14 protein-coding genes are annotated in these 14,666 nt (G+C 69.6%); 8 read left to right on the top strand and 6 right to left on the bottom strand.

Going from position 1 to position 14,666, the window contains the following annotated elements:
* Positions 1–21 precede the first annotated feature (21 nt).
* Positions 22–1,581, top strand: coding sequence for a dolichyl-phosphate-mannose--protein mannosyltransferase (locus FXO23_RS32285; protein ID WP_158889281.1), 1,560 nt, complete (start codon positions 22–24; stop codon positions 1,579–1,581).
* 297 nt (positions 1,582–1,878) lie between these two features.
* Here the strand turns inward: FXO23_RS32285 and FXO23_RS32280 are convergent, their stop codons facing one another.
* The 3 genes from FXO23_RS32280 to FXO23_RS32270 all read right to left on the bottom strand — a co-directional run bounded on the left by FXO23_RS32280 (position 1,879) and on the right by FXO23_RS32270 (position 4,608).
* Entirely contained in the window at positions 1,879–2,232 is a 354-nt protein-coding gene (locus FXO23_RS32280) for a GatB/YqeY domain-containing protein (RefSeq protein ID WP_246258159.1), read from the bottom strand.
* A gap of 44 nt (positions 2,233–2,276) precedes the next feature.
* Positions 2,277–3,986, bottom strand: a complete 1,710-nt coding sequence (locus FXO23_RS32275; RefSeq protein ID WP_158889280.1) for a serine/threonine-protein kinase — start codon at positions 3,984–3,986, stop codon at positions 2,277–2,279.
* A 115-nt stretch (positions 3,987–4,101) separates the two neighbouring features.
* The gene (locus tag FXO23_RS32270) at positions 4,102–4,608 is read right to left on the bottom strand and encodes a hypothetical protein (protein WP_158889279.1); all 507 of its coding nucleotides are present in this window, start codon (positions 4,606–4,608) and stop codon (positions 4,102–4,104) included.
* A gap of 107 nt (positions 4,609–4,715) precedes the next feature.
* On the opposite strand from FXO23_RS32270, the gene FXO23_RS32265 reads away from it, so the two are divergent.
* The 6 genes from FXO23_RS32265 (at position 4,716) to FXO23_RS32240 (ending at position 10,646) form a co-directional block, all read left to right on the top strand.
* Positions 4,716–5,390: a hypothetical protein gene (locus FXO23_RS32265; RefSeq protein WP_158889278.1), complete on the top strand. Its 675-nt coding sequence runs from the start codon at positions 4,716–4,718 to the stop codon at positions 5,388–5,390.
* 17 nt (positions 5,391–5,407) lie between these two features.
* Positions 5,408–7,156 carry a hypothetical protein gene (locus tag FXO23_RS32260; protein WP_158889277.1) on the top strand — a complete coding sequence of 583 codons (1,749 nt, stop codon included), beginning with the start codon at positions 5,408–5,410 and terminating at the stop codon, positions 7,154–7,156.
* Entirely contained in the window at positions 7,153–7,548 is a 396-nt protein-coding gene (locus FXO23_RS32255) for a hypothetical protein (protein ID WP_158889276.1), read from the top strand. The genes FXO23_RS32260 and FXO23_RS32255 overlap by 4 nt, the downstream gene beginning before the upstream one ends.
* A 42-nt stretch (positions 7,549–7,590) precedes the next feature.
* Entirely contained in the window at positions 7,591–9,465 is a 1,875-nt protein-coding gene (locus FXO23_RS32250) for a propionyl-CoA synthetase (protein ID WP_158889275.1), read from the top strand.
* Positions 9,466–9,580: 115 nt separating this feature from the next.
* Positions 9,581–10,423 carry a helix-turn-helix domain-containing protein gene (locus tag FXO23_RS32245; protein ID WP_158889274.1) on the top strand — a complete coding sequence of 281 codons (843 nt, stop codon included), beginning with the start codon at positions 9,581–9,583 and terminating at the stop codon, positions 10,421–10,423.
* 19 nt (positions 10,424–10,442) lie between these two features.
* Complete coding sequence (locus FXO23_RS32240; protein WP_158889273.1) at positions 10,443–10,646, top strand: DUF397 domain-containing protein; 204 nt, start codon at positions 10,443–10,445, stop codon at positions 10,644–10,646.
* 5 nt (positions 10,647–10,651) lie between these two features.
* Here the strand turns inward: FXO23_RS32240 and FXO23_RS32235 are convergent, their stop codons facing one another.
* Entirely contained in the window at positions 10,652–11,470 is an 819-nt protein-coding gene (locus FXO23_RS32235) for an inositol monophosphatase family protein (RefSeq protein ID WP_158889272.1), read from the bottom strand.
* Positions 11,471–11,679: 209 nt separating this feature from the next.
* Here FXO23_RS32235 and FXO23_RS32230 point away from each other — a divergent pair, with 209 nt between their 5' ends.
* The gene (locus FXO23_RS32230; RefSeq protein WP_246258158.1) at positions 11,680–13,284 is read left to right on the top strand and encodes a beta-N-acetylhexosaminidase; all 1,605 of its coding nucleotides are present in this window, start codon (positions 11,680–11,682) and stop codon (positions 13,282–13,284) included.
* A gap of 42 nt (positions 13,285–13,326) precedes the next feature.
* Here the strand turns inward: FXO23_RS32230 and FXO23_RS32225 are convergent, their stop codons facing one another.
* Together FXO23_RS32225 and FXO23_RS32220 are read right to left on the bottom strand one after the other, a co-directional pair.
* Positions 13,327–13,977 carry a TetR/AcrR family transcriptional regulator gene (locus FXO23_RS32225; protein ID WP_158889270.1) on the bottom strand — a complete coding sequence of 217 codons (651 nt, stop codon included), beginning with the start codon at positions 13,975–13,977 and terminating at the stop codon, positions 13,327–13,329.
* Complete coding sequence (locus FXO23_RS32220; protein ID WP_158889269.1) at positions 13,967–14,659, bottom strand: MOSC domain-containing protein; 693 nt, start codon at positions 14,657–14,659, stop codon at positions 13,967–13,969. The genes FXO23_RS32225 and FXO23_RS32220 overlap by 11 nt, the downstream gene beginning before the upstream one ends.
* Positions 14,660–14,666: the final 7 nt, after the last annotated feature.

Here is a 14,666-nt window from a genome sequence, read left to right as displayed (position 1 = left end):
CGGGCCCTAGGATCAGACCCCGTGACCGCAACGCTGACCCGCCCGGACCCGGATCAGACCGCGTCACCGCAACCACCTTCGGACCGCGAGGCGACCCTGCTGGGCAAGCCGATGCCGGCCGATCGGCTGCGCGGCTGGGTGGTCACGCTGGTGCTCACGGCGATCGGCGGCGTGATCCGGTTGCAGAACCTGGGCTTCCCCACCGACAAGGGCGCCCCGGTCTTCGACGAGAAGCACTACGTCCCGCAGGCGTGGCAGATGCTGCGCAACGGCGGTTACGAGGACAACTACGGCTACGAGCTGGTGGTGCACCCGCCACTGGCCAAGCAGCTGATCGCGATCGGCGAGTGGCTGTTCGGCTACAACGGCTGGGGCTGGCGGTTCACCGCGGCGCTGGCCGGCACGGTGATCATCCTGCTGACCATCCGGATCGCGCGGCGGCTCACCCGGTCCACGCTGCTCGGCGGGATCGCGGGCATCCTGGTCATCTGCGACGGCGTGCTGCACGTGCAGTCCCGGATGGGGATGCTGGACATCTTCATCGCGATGTTCGTCCTGGCCGGATTCGCGTGCCTGCTGGTCGACCGGGAGCAGGTGCGGGCCCGGCTCGCGACCGTGGTGGCCGAAGGCTGGATCGACGAATCGCCGTTCGGGCCCCGGCTCGGTTTCCGGTGGTGGCGGTTCGCCGCCGGGCTGATGATCGGGCTCGCGTTCGCGGTCAAATGGTCCGGGCTCTACTACATGGCCGCGTTCGGCCTGCTGTGCGTGGCGTTCGACGTCGCCGCGCGGCGGGCGGCCGGGGTGGAGCGGCCGTGGGTGGGCACCTTGGTCCGCGATGTCGCCCCGGCGCTGTGGGCGTTCGTCGCGATCGCGTTCCTGACCTACCTGGGCAGCTGGTGGGCCTGGTTCGCCAGCGAAACGGGCACCGACCGGCACTACGTCGAGATCAAGGACATCGCCCCGGGGATCTTCGGGTGGATCCCGCCCGCGCTGCGGTCGCTGGGCGATTATTCGATGAACGTGCTGCACTTCCACGAAACGCTGCTCACGCCGAAGAACGATCCGCATCCGTGGGAGTCGAAACCGTGGACGTGGCCGATGGGGCTGCGGCCGATGCTCTACTACATCGAGACCGGCAGTTCGGCGACCGGCTGCGGCGGCTCGAACTGCGTGCGCGCGACGATGCTGATCGGCACCCCGGCGATGTGGTGGCTCGCGCTGCCGATGCTCGGCTGGGGTATCTGGCGGTGGATCTTCCGGGCGGACTGGCGCTACGCGGCCGTGCTGGTCGGCTACCTGGCCGGACTGGCGCCGTGGTTCCTCAACCTCGACCGGCAGATGTACTTCTTCTACGCCACCCCGCTGGCGCCGTTCCTGGTGCTCGGGCTGACGTTGGCGCTGGGGCAGATCCTCGGCCGCGCCAAACGCGGCTTCGAGCGAAGAGGCACCGGCCTGCTGGCCGTCGCGCTGTACACCGGGCTCGTGGTGGCGAACTTCGCCTGGCTGTGGCCGATCCTCAACGGGGACTCGATCACCAACGAGCAGTGGCAGTCCGAACTCTGGCTGCCGTCCTGGCGGTAACCGAGCACTGTCCGATTCGAACGGCTCCGGCCCGGGGTCCGCTATGTCGCGATGGTCTTTGTTGTCCTGCTCGCCGTGGTGCTGACCGGCGGCCAAACTTGCAGCAAGGGACCTTTACTCACGTTTAACCGTAGTAAATCTCCCTCGCTCCGGTTGAGCGATAGCGAAGGTCCCTTCCTGCCGCGGCGACGGCGGCCCGGGGCGGCGGGGTCACCTTGCGGCGAAGCCGCCAGTGACGTGGGGTCGTGAGCGTTTTGACCGGTTAGAACCGGTCCAAACGCTCACGACCCACCCCCGTCAGGCCGGGGGTTCGTCGAGGAGGCGCAGCAGCACGGCGGCTTCCGCGCGCAGCTGTTCGGCCCGTTCCGCGTGCGCCGTCCCGGTCAGGGTCGCCGCGGTTTCCAGCCGTTCGGTGGCCTCGGCTCGCACGATCTCCGCGATGCTGGTCTCGCTGAGTTCGCGCCGCGCCACCTCCGCGGCGCCGACGCCGACCGGCGAATGCTCGATCGCCCCGCCTCGCGATTCCGGCATGGGCACCGCTTCGGCGTTGTCCAGCGCGGCGAGGGCGGTGCGCAGGGCTTTGACGGCGACCCGGTCGCGGGCGCGCATCGCCTCCGGTAAGGCCGCACGCATTCGAGCACGCAATGACATGCCGGGACCCTAATGATCACGCCCCGGACCCCGCAATCGAGTTCCTACCGCAACGGGCGGCGCTGGGACGTGTGCTGCGGCGTGATGATCCGGGTGACCGGGCCGTCCGGCGACTTCCCCGCCCGCGCCAGCCAGCCTTCGACCTCGCGCCGGACCGCGGTGAGGGTCGGCCGGCGGCGCGGTTCGGAGTCCAGGGAGGCGATCAGCAACCGGTGGTGCACGGTCCGCTGGGGCAGCTTCGACACCGGTTCCGCCCGCGCGGCCGCCATCAACGCGGCCATCGGGGTTTCCCGGGTGCCCCGCGGCGGCTGCCCGGCGAGGGCGTAGCTCACCGTCGCGGCGAGCTGCCACGCGTCCGAGGCCGGGCTCGCCGGGGCTCCGGCGGCGGTCTCCGGGGCGACGAAGTCGGGCGTGCCGACCATCATCCCGGTCGCGGTGAGCGTCGAATCGCCCTGGCTGCGCGCGATCCCGAAGTCGATCAGGTGCGCCAGCCCGGCCGGGTCGATGATCACGTTCGACGGCTTCACGTCGCGGTGCAGCACGCCCTTGTCGTGCGCCGCGGCGAGCGCGCCCGCCATGGTCGCCCACAACCGGCCCGCGGCGATGTCGTCCAGCGGCCCGTTCCCGTCCACCACCGCGGACAGCGACTGGCCCTCCAGGTACTCCATCACCAGCGCGAGCCCGTCCGGTTCCTCGACCAGGTCGTACACCCGCACGCAGTTCGGATGGTTCACCACCGCCAGCGCCCGGGCCTCGCGTTCCATGCGCTGCTCGGTGTCCCGGTCCGGGGCGTGCGCGATCTTCAGCGCGACCGTCCGGCCCAGCTGGTTGTCCACGGCCTGCCAGACCGTGCCGAAACCCCCGTGGCCGAGTTGCCGGATCCGCCGGTACCGGCTGCTGCCCGCCGCGCTGGACCCGGGCGGCACCGGCACCGGACCGGGCGCCGCGGCCAGTTGCGGCTCCTGCGCCATCGCGGTCGGCGGGTACTGCTTCGGTTCCTGGGGCGGCGGTGGCGGCGGCCGGTACGGCTCGGGCTGCGGTTTCTCCGGCGGCCGCTCGGACCGGTTGATCGTCGACCACGCGGGCGGCCCGACCAGCGCCACCGGGATGATGCCGAGCACGCTGATCGGCACGAAGCCCAGCCACAGGTGCACGGCCGCGTTCGCCTCGACGCCGCCGGAGAGCACCACCAGCAGCACGAACGGGATCCAGAAGAACCGGGTCGGCCACTTCGGACCGCGGCGCATCGCCGCGTTCGCCTGCAGTTTCACGAACAGCAGCGCGAGTGCGGGCAACGCGATCAGCGCGATCAGGTAGTAGCCGTATTCGAGTTTGTCGTTGTGCGGGTAGAACAACGACTCGTAGATGTTCCGGCCACCGCCCAGGTACTGCTTCTGGTTCCCGATGAAGGAGCAGTAGTCGTTGTCGAACGTGGCCAGCTCCGCCGAGGAGAGCCCGGAGCTCTTGGGCTCGGACCGCGCGGCGCGGTAGGTGCTCGAGATGCCGTTGAGCAGCAGCCACGGGATCACCAGCACCGCGACCGTCCCGACGATCCCGATGGCCGCGGTGATCGTGGTGTCGTACCGGTTGCCGGTGCCCTTGCGGATGAGCGCGACGACGACCGCGCCGAGCACCGGGAACAGCGCGACCAGCGCCCCCGCCGTGCTGGTCGCCCACACCCAGTCACCCGGGCAGATCCCCGGCCCGAAAAGCTGGTGCGCGAACGACAGCAGCGAGCTCGCGAACGTGTCCACTCCCCGCTCCCCTCGTTCGATCGCCGTGCGTGTGCTACCGACACAGTATGTCGGCCGCATGCCTCGTGGACGCAGGTGGCGGCGATTCGTTGCCCCTGCCCCATCCGCTATACGTTCAGGCGCCGGGCTGCCAGACCACCGGCAACGCGCGCTCGGCGACCAGCCGCCAGCTCTCCCGCCGGTAACGCAGCACGATCGCGGCCAGCGCCGCGCTGCCCAGCACCCCGGCCGCCACCACGATCGGAATGCTTTCGAAAAGCGCGCCGAGCACCACCGCGAGCATGCCCAGGCAACCGATTACCACGGCCAGCGTCAGGGCGAGCGGCCGCCGCACCCACACCCAGCTCCGGCCCGCGCGCACCTGATCGCGCAGCGCCCGCGCGGACGCGGTGAGCCGCTCGTCGTCCAGATCAAGTTCGAGGATCCGGTTCGCCGCGTATTCGCAGATTTCCAGCTGCCGCCGGGTGGTGATCACGCGCACCCGTTCGCGGGTGAGGCTGCGCGCCTGTTCGGCCATGGTCTCCAGCGCGAGCCCCAGCCGCAGCCGCAGTTCGGCGTCCTCCGGATGGTCGGCCACCTCCCGCTCGAGCGCGTCGACCGGGGACGGCATCGCGTTGCTCATCCGAAACCTCCGAAACGGGCGGATATGGGGGTGATTCATGTTACTGTCATGCGCCCGCGAACATGCACTCTGCATCTTGCGTTCGCGAGATCCGACCAGGGGGTCCCATGCCAGATCCCGCGACGCAGCCTTCCTCCCGAACGGTCGCGTTGGCGGTGGCCGCCGCCAACCTCGTCCTGTGCGCGGCGGTCGGCGTCACGCTGCTGGTGGTCCGCGCGGAACCGGACAACGACGATCCTGCCGCCCTGCCCGGTCTTCCGGTAGAGGAAACGATCGTGGCGACGCGGTCCGAGACCTCGAAGCCGACCAGGAGCCGGTATCCGACGCGCAGCACCAGCGCGCCCGCCGTGCCGGACGGCTTTCGCCGGGCGTCCGGCCCGGGAAACCTGACGACGGTGGTCCCCATCGGCTGGGACCTGGAGAACACGGGCGGCCCGAACACCGTCCAGGCCACGGATCCCGCCGACTCCCGGCGGGTGTTCAAGTTCGGCGGCGGGCCGGTGGACGGGAAATCCATCCTGGACAGCCACGTCGAATACGAACGACAGGTCGCGCAGCGGTCCGGCTACGCACTCCAGGAACTGCGCGAGGCGACCCTGCGCGGCCACGAAGCCGTGGTCTGGGAGTTCGAGTGGGACGCGCCGGAGGGCCGCCGCCACGTCCGCTCGGTGTACTGGCGGACCGGCGGGATCGAGTACTTCGTCTACGCCGCCGCCCCGGTCGAATCCTGGTCCGCCACCCAGCCGCTGCACAGCACCATGATCGAGAACGCACGACCGTGACGCCGACAGGGAGCGAGATGACCCAGGCCGATCCGGACCAGAACAGTCCACAGTGGACACAGCAGGACGACACCACGCGGTACCTGTGCGCCGCCGCGCACCTCGACCCGGTGTTCGCGGACAACGCGATCCGGGAGTTCCTGGTCGAACCCACCCGCCCGGTGCCGCCGTCGCCGGGCCTGGACGCGGCCGCCGTGCTCGGCGAGGCCGTCGCCTCCCGAGTCCGGCGCAAGGTCCGGGACGCCGCCCTGCTGGTGCTGATGGCGCTGTTCGTCTACGTCGCGTGGAACGACGTCCTGCTCTACGGCTGGATCGGGCTGGCGCTGCTGCTGTCGGTGCCCGCCGCGCTGGGCAAGCGCGGCGCGCCGAAACCGGTCTCGGGCAAGGCTTTCGCCCTGGGCGCGGGGTTGCTGGTCCTGCTGCTCGTCTTCTCCGGCCTGCTCACCCGGCTGTGGAACGAACTGGAGTCGAGCTCCTCGAGCGGCTCCCGCTCGCGGTACCGGGACGAGGCCGTGCTGGTGGAAAGCCCGCCGGACGAAACCGTGTGGTCGGTGCTGGCCTGGGTGATCCTGCTGCTGACGCTGGGCATCCTGCTCGCCGATCGGCTCGTCGTCTGGCGCCTGCTGACCGTGCACTTCGGCCGCGGGGCGCGCACCCGGCCGCCGCTGCGGTTCCTCAACTCGGACCGGCCGCTGCTCAACCTGAGCCCGTCGCGTTTCCTGCGCCAGCTCACCCGCCACCTGGACACCGCACAGGAAGTGCCACCGGGCGGCGCGCCGCTGGTCGTGCACCGCGGGTACGACCCGTTCGTCGGCGCGGGCCGGTTCCGGCAGGCGTGGTCGATGGTGCTGCCGCTGGAGAAACTGGACGAGGAAACGAAACCCGACGGTTCGCCGTTCGACGAGCTGACCACCGAATCGCTCTACGAACGCGTCCGGGCGGAAATGGCGGTCCTGCAGTCGAGCACCTCGCTGTCCCCGGACCGGCGACTGCGCGGGATGCGGATCATCGACGCGGTGTACGCCTCGGCCAAGGAACTCATCGGCCATCTCGGTGAACCGGCCACCGTGCACTACCTCCCGGATCTGGACCGGCCGCCGAACGGCGCCCTCCCCGAGGCCGAGGTGACCGAGCTGCGCAAGCAGCCCCGGGAATGGTCGCGGTACTACCTGTGCTTCCAGGTCGAGACCTGGAACCGGGACCTGGTGATGGCGATGTACCTGCACGCCGCGGTCGACGAGAGCACGCTGTACCTCGAATGGACGCCGTGCGTGCTGCCGCCGATCCGGCCCGCGTACCAGGCGATCGACAAGCTCCCGCCGGATTCGCTGCGCCCGGTCGGGCAGGGCGTGCTGGACTGGCTCAAACTGCCCGCGACCGTCCCGGCCCGGATCCTCGGTGTGCTGTCCTGGCTGCGCCCGCTGACCCGGGAACGCGGCGTGATCGACCCGGATCGCTACGGATCCCTGAGCACGCTGCGGGAAATGGCCGCGGCGGCCGAGTACCGCAACTACTTCCAGGTCGTCGACGTCGACCGCTACGACAAGATCATGGAAAGCCGCCTGGTGCCCGCGATCAGCCAGATCATGCGGGACGCCGGATACTCGGCGGCCCAGTTCGAACAGCGCGCGCTGATGGTCGTCAACAACGACGTCAACATCAACGGCACCAGCAACGCCCCGATCATCCTCGGCGGCACGAGCAGCGGCCCGATCAGCGGCGGCACCGTCGGCCAGGCCAAACCCGCCTCCGGAGGGAAGAAGTGAGCAAGGAGCCTCGCCACCAGGTCAACATCCACGGGGTCAGCAACGCCCCGATCATCACCGGCGGCACCAGCAGCGGCGCGATCAGCGGCGGCACCTACTACGCGGCCCCGGAAGGCCGCGAGCAGGCCCTGGCCGAGCTGATCGAGCTGCTGGAACGGCTGCGAGCGGAAGTCGCCGATCGGGAACCGGCGGGCAGGGAGGTCCTCGAGGACAACCTCGCCGATCTCGTCCAGGACGCCCGGAATCTGGGCGATCCGGCGCGTGCCGAGGAGGTCGAACCGGCGGTCGTGCGCAGCCGGTGGGCGAAGGTCAAGGGGCTGCTGACCGAGGTGTCGCAGGTGAGCGAGGTCGTCGCGAAGACGAGCGAGAGCATCGGCCAGATCTTCACCTGAGTAGAGAGTTGCCTGTGGGCGATCTTCGGTTATGGTCGCCCGATGGGTGCCTACGCCGACACTTATCAGCGCAGTTTGGACGATTCGGACGGGTTCTGGCTGGCGGCCGCGGCGGCGATCGACTGGTCCCGCCCGCCTGCGCGCGCACTGGATTCCGCGAACGCGCCGCTCTACCGGTGGTTCCCCGACGGTGAGCTGAACACCTCGTACAACGCCCTTGATCGACACGTCGCACAGGGCAGGGGCGAGCAGACCGCGCTCATCTGGGATTCCCCGGTCACCGGCACGGTCACCAGATACAGCTACGCCGAACTGCGCGACGAGGTGGCCCGGTTCGCGGGCGCACTGCGTTCGCTGGGCGTCGGCAAGGGCGACCGGGTGATCATCTACCTGCCGATGGTGCCCGAGGCGGCCATCGCGATGCTCGGCTGCGCCCGGATCGGCGCGGTGCATTCGGTGGTGTTCGGCGGTTTCGCGCCGAAGGAGCTGGCGGCGCGGATCGAGGACGCCAAGCCGAAGGTCATCGTCGCCGCGTCGTGCGGGATCGAGCCGACCCGGATCGTGGAGTACAAGCCGATCATCGACGAGGCCCTGGCCGCCACCACGCACCAGCCGGACAAAGTCGTTGTCCTGCAACGCGAAGCCGCTCGCGCCGAACTCTCCGCGCGGGACATCGACTGGGCCGATCTGGTGCCCGGCGCGACCCCGGCCGATCCGGTCCCGGTGGCGGCCACCGATCCGCTCTACATCCTCTACACCTCCGGCACCACCGGGAAACCGAAGGGCGTCGTGCGCGACACCGGCGGGCACGCGGTCGCGCTGGCCTGGTCGATGGGCGCGGTCTACGACATCCAGCCCGGTGACGTGTGGTGGACCGCGTCCGACGTCGGCTGGGTCGTCGGGCATTCCTACATCGTCTACGCGCCTCTGCTGATCGGCGCGACAACCGTGCTGTACGAAGGAAAACCGGTCGGCACCCCGGACGCCGGGGCGTTCTGGCGGGTGATCTCCGACCACGGCGTGCAGGCGTTGTTCACCGCGCCCACCGCGCTGCGCGCGATCAAGAAGGTCGATCCGGATGCCGCCGAACTGGCGAAGTACGACCTGTCGAAGTTCCGCACGCTGTTCCTGGCGGGCGAGCGCCTCGACCCGGAGACCTACCACTGGGCGTCGAAGGTCCTCGGCACTCCGGTGATCGACCACTGGTGGCAGACCGAGACCGGCTGGCCGATCGCGGCGAATCCGCGCGGCCTGGAACCGATGCCGGTCAAACCGGGTTCGGCCACCAAACCCGTGCCCGGCTGGAACGTCGAGATCCTCGACCAGTCCGGCGATCCGCTGCCCGCCGGGCAGGAAGGCGCGATCGCGATCAAGCTGCCGCTGCCGCCCGGTTCGCTGCCCACGCTGTGGGGCGACGACGCGCGGTTCATCGAGGCGTATCTGTCCCGGTACGAGGGTTACTACCTCACCGGCGATTCGGGTTACCTCGACGAGGACGGCTACCTGTTCGTCATGGGCCGCACCGACGACGTGATCAACGTGGCCGGGCACCGGCTGTCCACCGGTTCGATGGAGGCGGTCCTCGCCGCGCATCCCGCGGTCGCCGAATGCGCGGTGATCGGCGTGCGGGACCAGCTGAAGGGCCAGCTGCCGCGGGGATTCGTGGTGCTCAAGTCCGGAGTGGACATTCCCGAGGAGCGGCTGCGCGAGGAGCTGGTCGCCGCCGTGCGCCGGGACATCGGCCCGGTCGCCGCGTTCCGCGATGTGTCCGTTGTGGACGCACTGCCGAAGACCCGCTCGGGCAAGATCCTGCGCAAGACCATGCGCGGCATCGCCGACGGCCGCGACGAACCGGTCCCCTCGACCATCGAAGACCCCGGCGTCCTGGACGCCCTCCGCACCATCCTCCGCGGCTAACCAACGCGCTCACCGAAACCCGAAAGTGGCAGCACTTTCGGGTTTCGGTGGAAATTCCGATTCTGTCGGGGCCGACTGCGACAATGGGGCATCCCAGCACAGAGAGGCCCCTGCGTTGTCCGGAAAGAGCAATCCCAATCGGCAGAAGCGCCGCCTGGGGCGCAAGCTCCGCGAAATGCGCCAGCGCGCCAACATGACCCTGGAAGAAGCCGCCGCCAAACTCGACAAGACCGGCTCCAGCCTGCACCGCATCGAGGTCGGCGAGACCCTGGCGGATGTACACCTGATCCGCACCATGATGGACATCTACGACGAGCGCGACGACAGCCTGCTCGACCTCTCCCGGGCGGCGAAGAAGAAAGGATGGTGGTACACCTACCTCGGCCCCAGCAACGAACCCAGCTACGTCGAAGACGAGACGGCAGCTATCCGCGTTTCCACGTTCGAGCCGCTCAGCATTCCCGGACTGCTGCAAACCGGGGAGTACACCCGGGCTCACTTCAGCGCGACAAACATCACCGGAAGCAACACTCGCGTAGACGATGTGGTCACCGTGCGACGCATTCGCCAGGAACGGCTTTCCGACAACGAGAAGCCACTGCTACTCCACGCGGTGATCGATGAATCGGCTCTGCGGCGGGTGGTTGGCGGCCGTGAGGTGATGCGGGACCAGATGCGGCGGCTCGTCGCGATGGCCAACCTGCCGACTGTGACTCTCCAGGTCCTTCCGATACGCATCGGCGCGCATGCCTCCATGGTCGGCGGGTTCACCGTGCTGAGCTTCCCGGAACCGGACGAGCCCGATGTGCAGTATGTGGAGTACCAAGGCGGTGCGTTGCGCATCGACAGACCCGATCGGGTGAGAAAGACTAGGCTGGTCTTCGAACACTTGTGCGCGATGGCCTTGACGCCGGAGGAGTCGATCCAGCCGGTAGAGGAGGTGATCGCCGAAATGTGATGCCCTGAAGGGAGCGGCGATGCCAGCAGCAGGCGCCGATCTGTCCGCCGCAGTGTGGCGCAAGAGCACCTGGACCAACACCGACTCGGATCAGAGCAACTGCGTCGAGGTGGCGTTCGTCGAGCCCGCGGTCGCCGTGCGGGATTCCAAGCGGCCCGAGGGTGGCGCGCTCGTCCTCCCGGTCACCGCCTGGCGGTACTTCCTGCGCTCAGTGGAGTCGTAACCGGCTCACGACTCCGAGATGAGGGCGGCCAGTTCCTCGGCCAGCGCTGGGGTCGCGGCCACCACGCCGGAGTAGCGGCGGGTCAGGTCCGGGTCGAAGGTGAGCGGGCGGCCGTGCGCGTCCAGCACCCGCCCCCCTGCCGCCGGGACGGTGACCATCGCGGTCGCCAGGTCCATGATCCGGTGCGTGTCCGAACCCGGATCACAGAAGGCGTCGATCGCGCCCTCGGCCACCAGCGCGGATTCCAGCACCGAGGTGGACAGGATCTTGACGCGTCCCGCGCGATCGGCGATCCGGGACCAGGTCTCGGCGCTCCGGGGCTTCGGGCGCAGCAGGCTGATCGACGCGCCGGTGAGCGCGTCCCGGCCGGAGGTCCGGTACGTCGTGAGCGTTCCCGCGACCGCGTGCCAGGCGCGGCCGGTGTCCAGCCAGGTGGTCAGCGCCTCGCGGGCTTCCTCGTCGGCGACCAGCACGCCGCCGAACGCGCAGAGCGGCACCCCGGCGGCCGCGTTCGCCGAACCGTCCATCGGGTCGACGACCAGGGTTTCGGCCGAACCGCGGTCGAGGAAACCCAATTCCTCGCTGAGGATGTTGACCCCGAACTGCTCGACGGCCTCGGTGATCGCGTCCTCGACGAGCCGGTCGACGCGCATGGTGGGGGTGCCGTCGGCGCCGTCCGCCACGGTTTCCGCCAGCTCGGCACGCGTGTGGTCGCGGCGCGCGGCGGCGTAAGCGGCCGACACCGCCCGGGCCGCGGCCGCGAGGGCGGGGTGCACGCCTTCGGGCAGCTCGGGTTCCGGGACCGGCCAGGGAATCCTGCTCACGGTGACTCAGTGAAACATTCCCGCACCGGCCCGTCCACTCGCGACGAATTCCATTACGCCGGTACGGAACATACCCCAGCCATAAACGGGTAATGGTTGGCAACGCAGCGTGCCGAAATATTGGGCTACTACGCCGATCGGGTGTTGTAAGTCACGACATATTGGTCTATACCTTTACGGACTCCTTAGTCCCCCATCGGAGGTGCTCCGTGAGGAAGCGCTTATCCCTGGTCGGTCTCCTCGGGGCCGCCGTGCTCGGGCTGTCGGTGCTGGGTACACCGGCACTCGCCGAGCCGGACACGGCCGCGGGCCAGACCGCCCAAGGTTCCAGGCTCACCGACGTGATCCCCGCGCCGGTCGAAGCGAAACCCAATGCGAACCGGGACTTCCGGCTCAGCCCGGGAACCGTAATCCGGGTCCAGCCCGGTTCCCAGAAAGCCAGGCAGACCGGTGAATACCTCGCCGCGCTGCTGCGCAAGTCCACCGGCTACCGGCTGCCGGTCGTCGCCTCGCACTACGGCGGCCCGTCGGCGATCTCGCTGGTCATCGGCCGGACCGACCGGGTCGGCGACCAGGGCTACCAGCTCGACGTGAACCGGAGCGGCGTGACGATCCGCGCCAACACCGGCGACGGGCTGTTCTCCGGCGTGCAGACGCTGCGCCAGCTCTTCCCCGCCGACATCGAGGGCGGGCAGCAGAAGTGGCGCAAGTGGACGGTCGCCGGCGGCAGCATCGTGGACTACCCGCGGTTCGCCTACCGCAGCGCGATGCTCGACCTGGCCCGGCACTTCCACACGCTGGACGAGGTCAAGGCGTACGTCGACGAGATCGCCCAGTACAAGATCAACTATCTGCACCTGCACCTGGCCGACGACCAGGGCTGGCGGATCCAGATCGACAGCTGGCCGAAGCTCGCGCCGGTCGGCGGCGGCCCGGGCACCGGGGTCGACGGCGTCGGCGGCGGCTACCTGAGCAAGGCCGACTACGCCGAGCTGAACGCCTACGCGGCCTCGCGGCACGTCACGATCGTGCCGGAGATCGACATGCCGGGGCACACCAACGCGGCGCAGTCCACCTACGCCGAGCTGAACTGCGACGGGAAGGCCCCGCCGCCGCGCACCGACATCGAGGTGGGCTACAGCTCGCTGTGCATCGGCAGCGAGATCACCTACAAGTTCGTCGAGGACGTCATCCGCGAACTCGCGGCCATGACCCCCGGGCCGTACCTGCACATCGGCGGGGACGAGGCGCACGCGACCACGCCCGAGGACTACGCGAAGTTCGAGGCCCGGGTGATCCCGATGGTGGCCAAGTACGGCAAGAAGCTGCAGGGCTGGCACGAGATCGCCAAGGTCAACCCGCCGACCACCGCCGTCCCGCAGTTCTGGGACACCGACGGTGAGGACGCGGCCACGGCCGCCGCGGCCGCGCGCGGGAACAAGGTCCTGCTGTCCCCGGCGAACAAGTCGTATCTCGACATGAAGTACGACGAGAACACCAAGCTGGGCCTGAAATGGGCCGGGTACATCGAGGTCAAGGACGCCTACGAGTGGAACCCCGCCACCGCGCTGAAGGGCGTCGGCGAGTCCTCGATCCTCGGCGTGGAAGCCCCGCTGTGGTCGGAGACCCTGCGCACGCTCGACGACGTCGAGTTCATGGCGTTCCCGCGCCTGACCGGCATCGCCGAACTGGGCTGGTCGCCGCAGGCCACGCACAACTGGGAGAACTACCGGGACCGCCTGGCCAAGCAGGCGCCGCGGTGGGTCCACCAGGGCATCAACTTCTACCGTTCACCGCAGGTGGACTGGAAGTAGGCAGGGGGAGTCGCGGGTGACCACCGGCGTGCGCACCCCAGGTCACCCGCGGCGCTCCTTTCCGGCCGGGGGCAGGAGATCCGGTTCGACGGCTTCCGCCCGGAGACGGCCGAGGATGCCCCGGCGCGCGCGGCGGTACGGCTCGTTTCCCCCGTGCAGCACCGAATGCGCGTTCGCCGTGCGGGCCAGGGCATCGATTTCGAAGGCCAGCTGGGCCGCCTCGACCCCCGATGCGAGGTGGCCCAGCTGAGCCGCTTCCGCGACCAGCCGGGTGAGCAGGTCCTGCCATTTCCGGGTGTACTCCGCGATCGCGTCGTGCACCGGCCCGGACCGCGCGTCGAACTCCGCGGCGGTGTTGAAGAAGAAGCAGCCGCCCGGGAAGATCCGCCGCTCCGAGTACTCCAGCCAGGTTTCGCACAGCTTCCACAGCCGCGCCAGCCCCGGCGGCGCGGCCAGCGCCGGGGTGACGACCTGCTCGGTGAAGATCTCGCTCGCCGCCTGGATCGAGGCGAGCTGCAGGGACTCCTTCGAGCCGAAGTGCGCGAACACCCCGCTCTTGCTGAGTTCCAGCTCGGTGGCCAGGCGCCCGATCGACAGCCCGTCCAGGCCCTCCACGGACGCGATGTCCACCGCCCGCCGCAGCACCACGCGCCGCGTCGCGTCGCCGCGGACGAGCCTCCCGTCAGGCGGCATGACCACCGTCCAGTCTCATCAGTTTGCGCAGGATCCCGGCGCGGAACTGCGCGGCGAGCGCGGGCGCGGCGACGATCCGTTCCCCGAGCGCCCGGTACGCGGGCAGCCGATCGCCGAGCGCGCCGGGATTGGCGAAGTAGACCAGGTACACCTCGGCTAGCGTAGGGCTCGCGGGATCCCGCTCCACCAGGCGCATCCGGCCCGAGGTCGGCACGGTGCCCGGCCGCAGCACGCGCAGGTACCAGCCGCTGCGCCCGGAGTCGATCATCGCCGGGATGGCGTCCTTGCGGCCGGCCTTCAGCGCGAACTTGAAGCACGGCGTGCGCGGCTGGCACACCTCGACCAGGGCGTCGCCCCATTCCCACACGTCCCCGAGGCGCACGGTCCGCTCGTCCGCGCCGCGCACGGACACGTTCTCCCCGACCGAACCCGGTTCCAGCGCGAACGAATCCGCCACCCAGCCGTCGTAGTGCTCGGCGGGGTAGACGTATACCGCCTTGTCCACGCCACCGTGCACGGTCCGGTCGGCCTGGTCGTCTCCCGCGAGGTTCAGCTCGTCCAGTGCCAACTGGCGGGCGGTGACCCGGTGTTTGGTGATCGCGCTGCGCACCGGCATCCCGCGCTGTTCGCCCAGCAGGCTCGGCTTACCGACGAAGACACCTTCGATCTCAAGCTCGTCCATGACTAGA

The organism is Amycolatopsis anabasis (assembly GCF_009765355.1).
Taxonomy (GTDB): domain Bacteria; phylum Actinomycetota; class Actinomycetes; order Mycobacteriales; family Pseudonocardiaceae; genus Amycolatopsis; species Amycolatopsis anabasis.
This window is presented reverse-complemented; position numbering and strand designations above follow the sequence as displayed.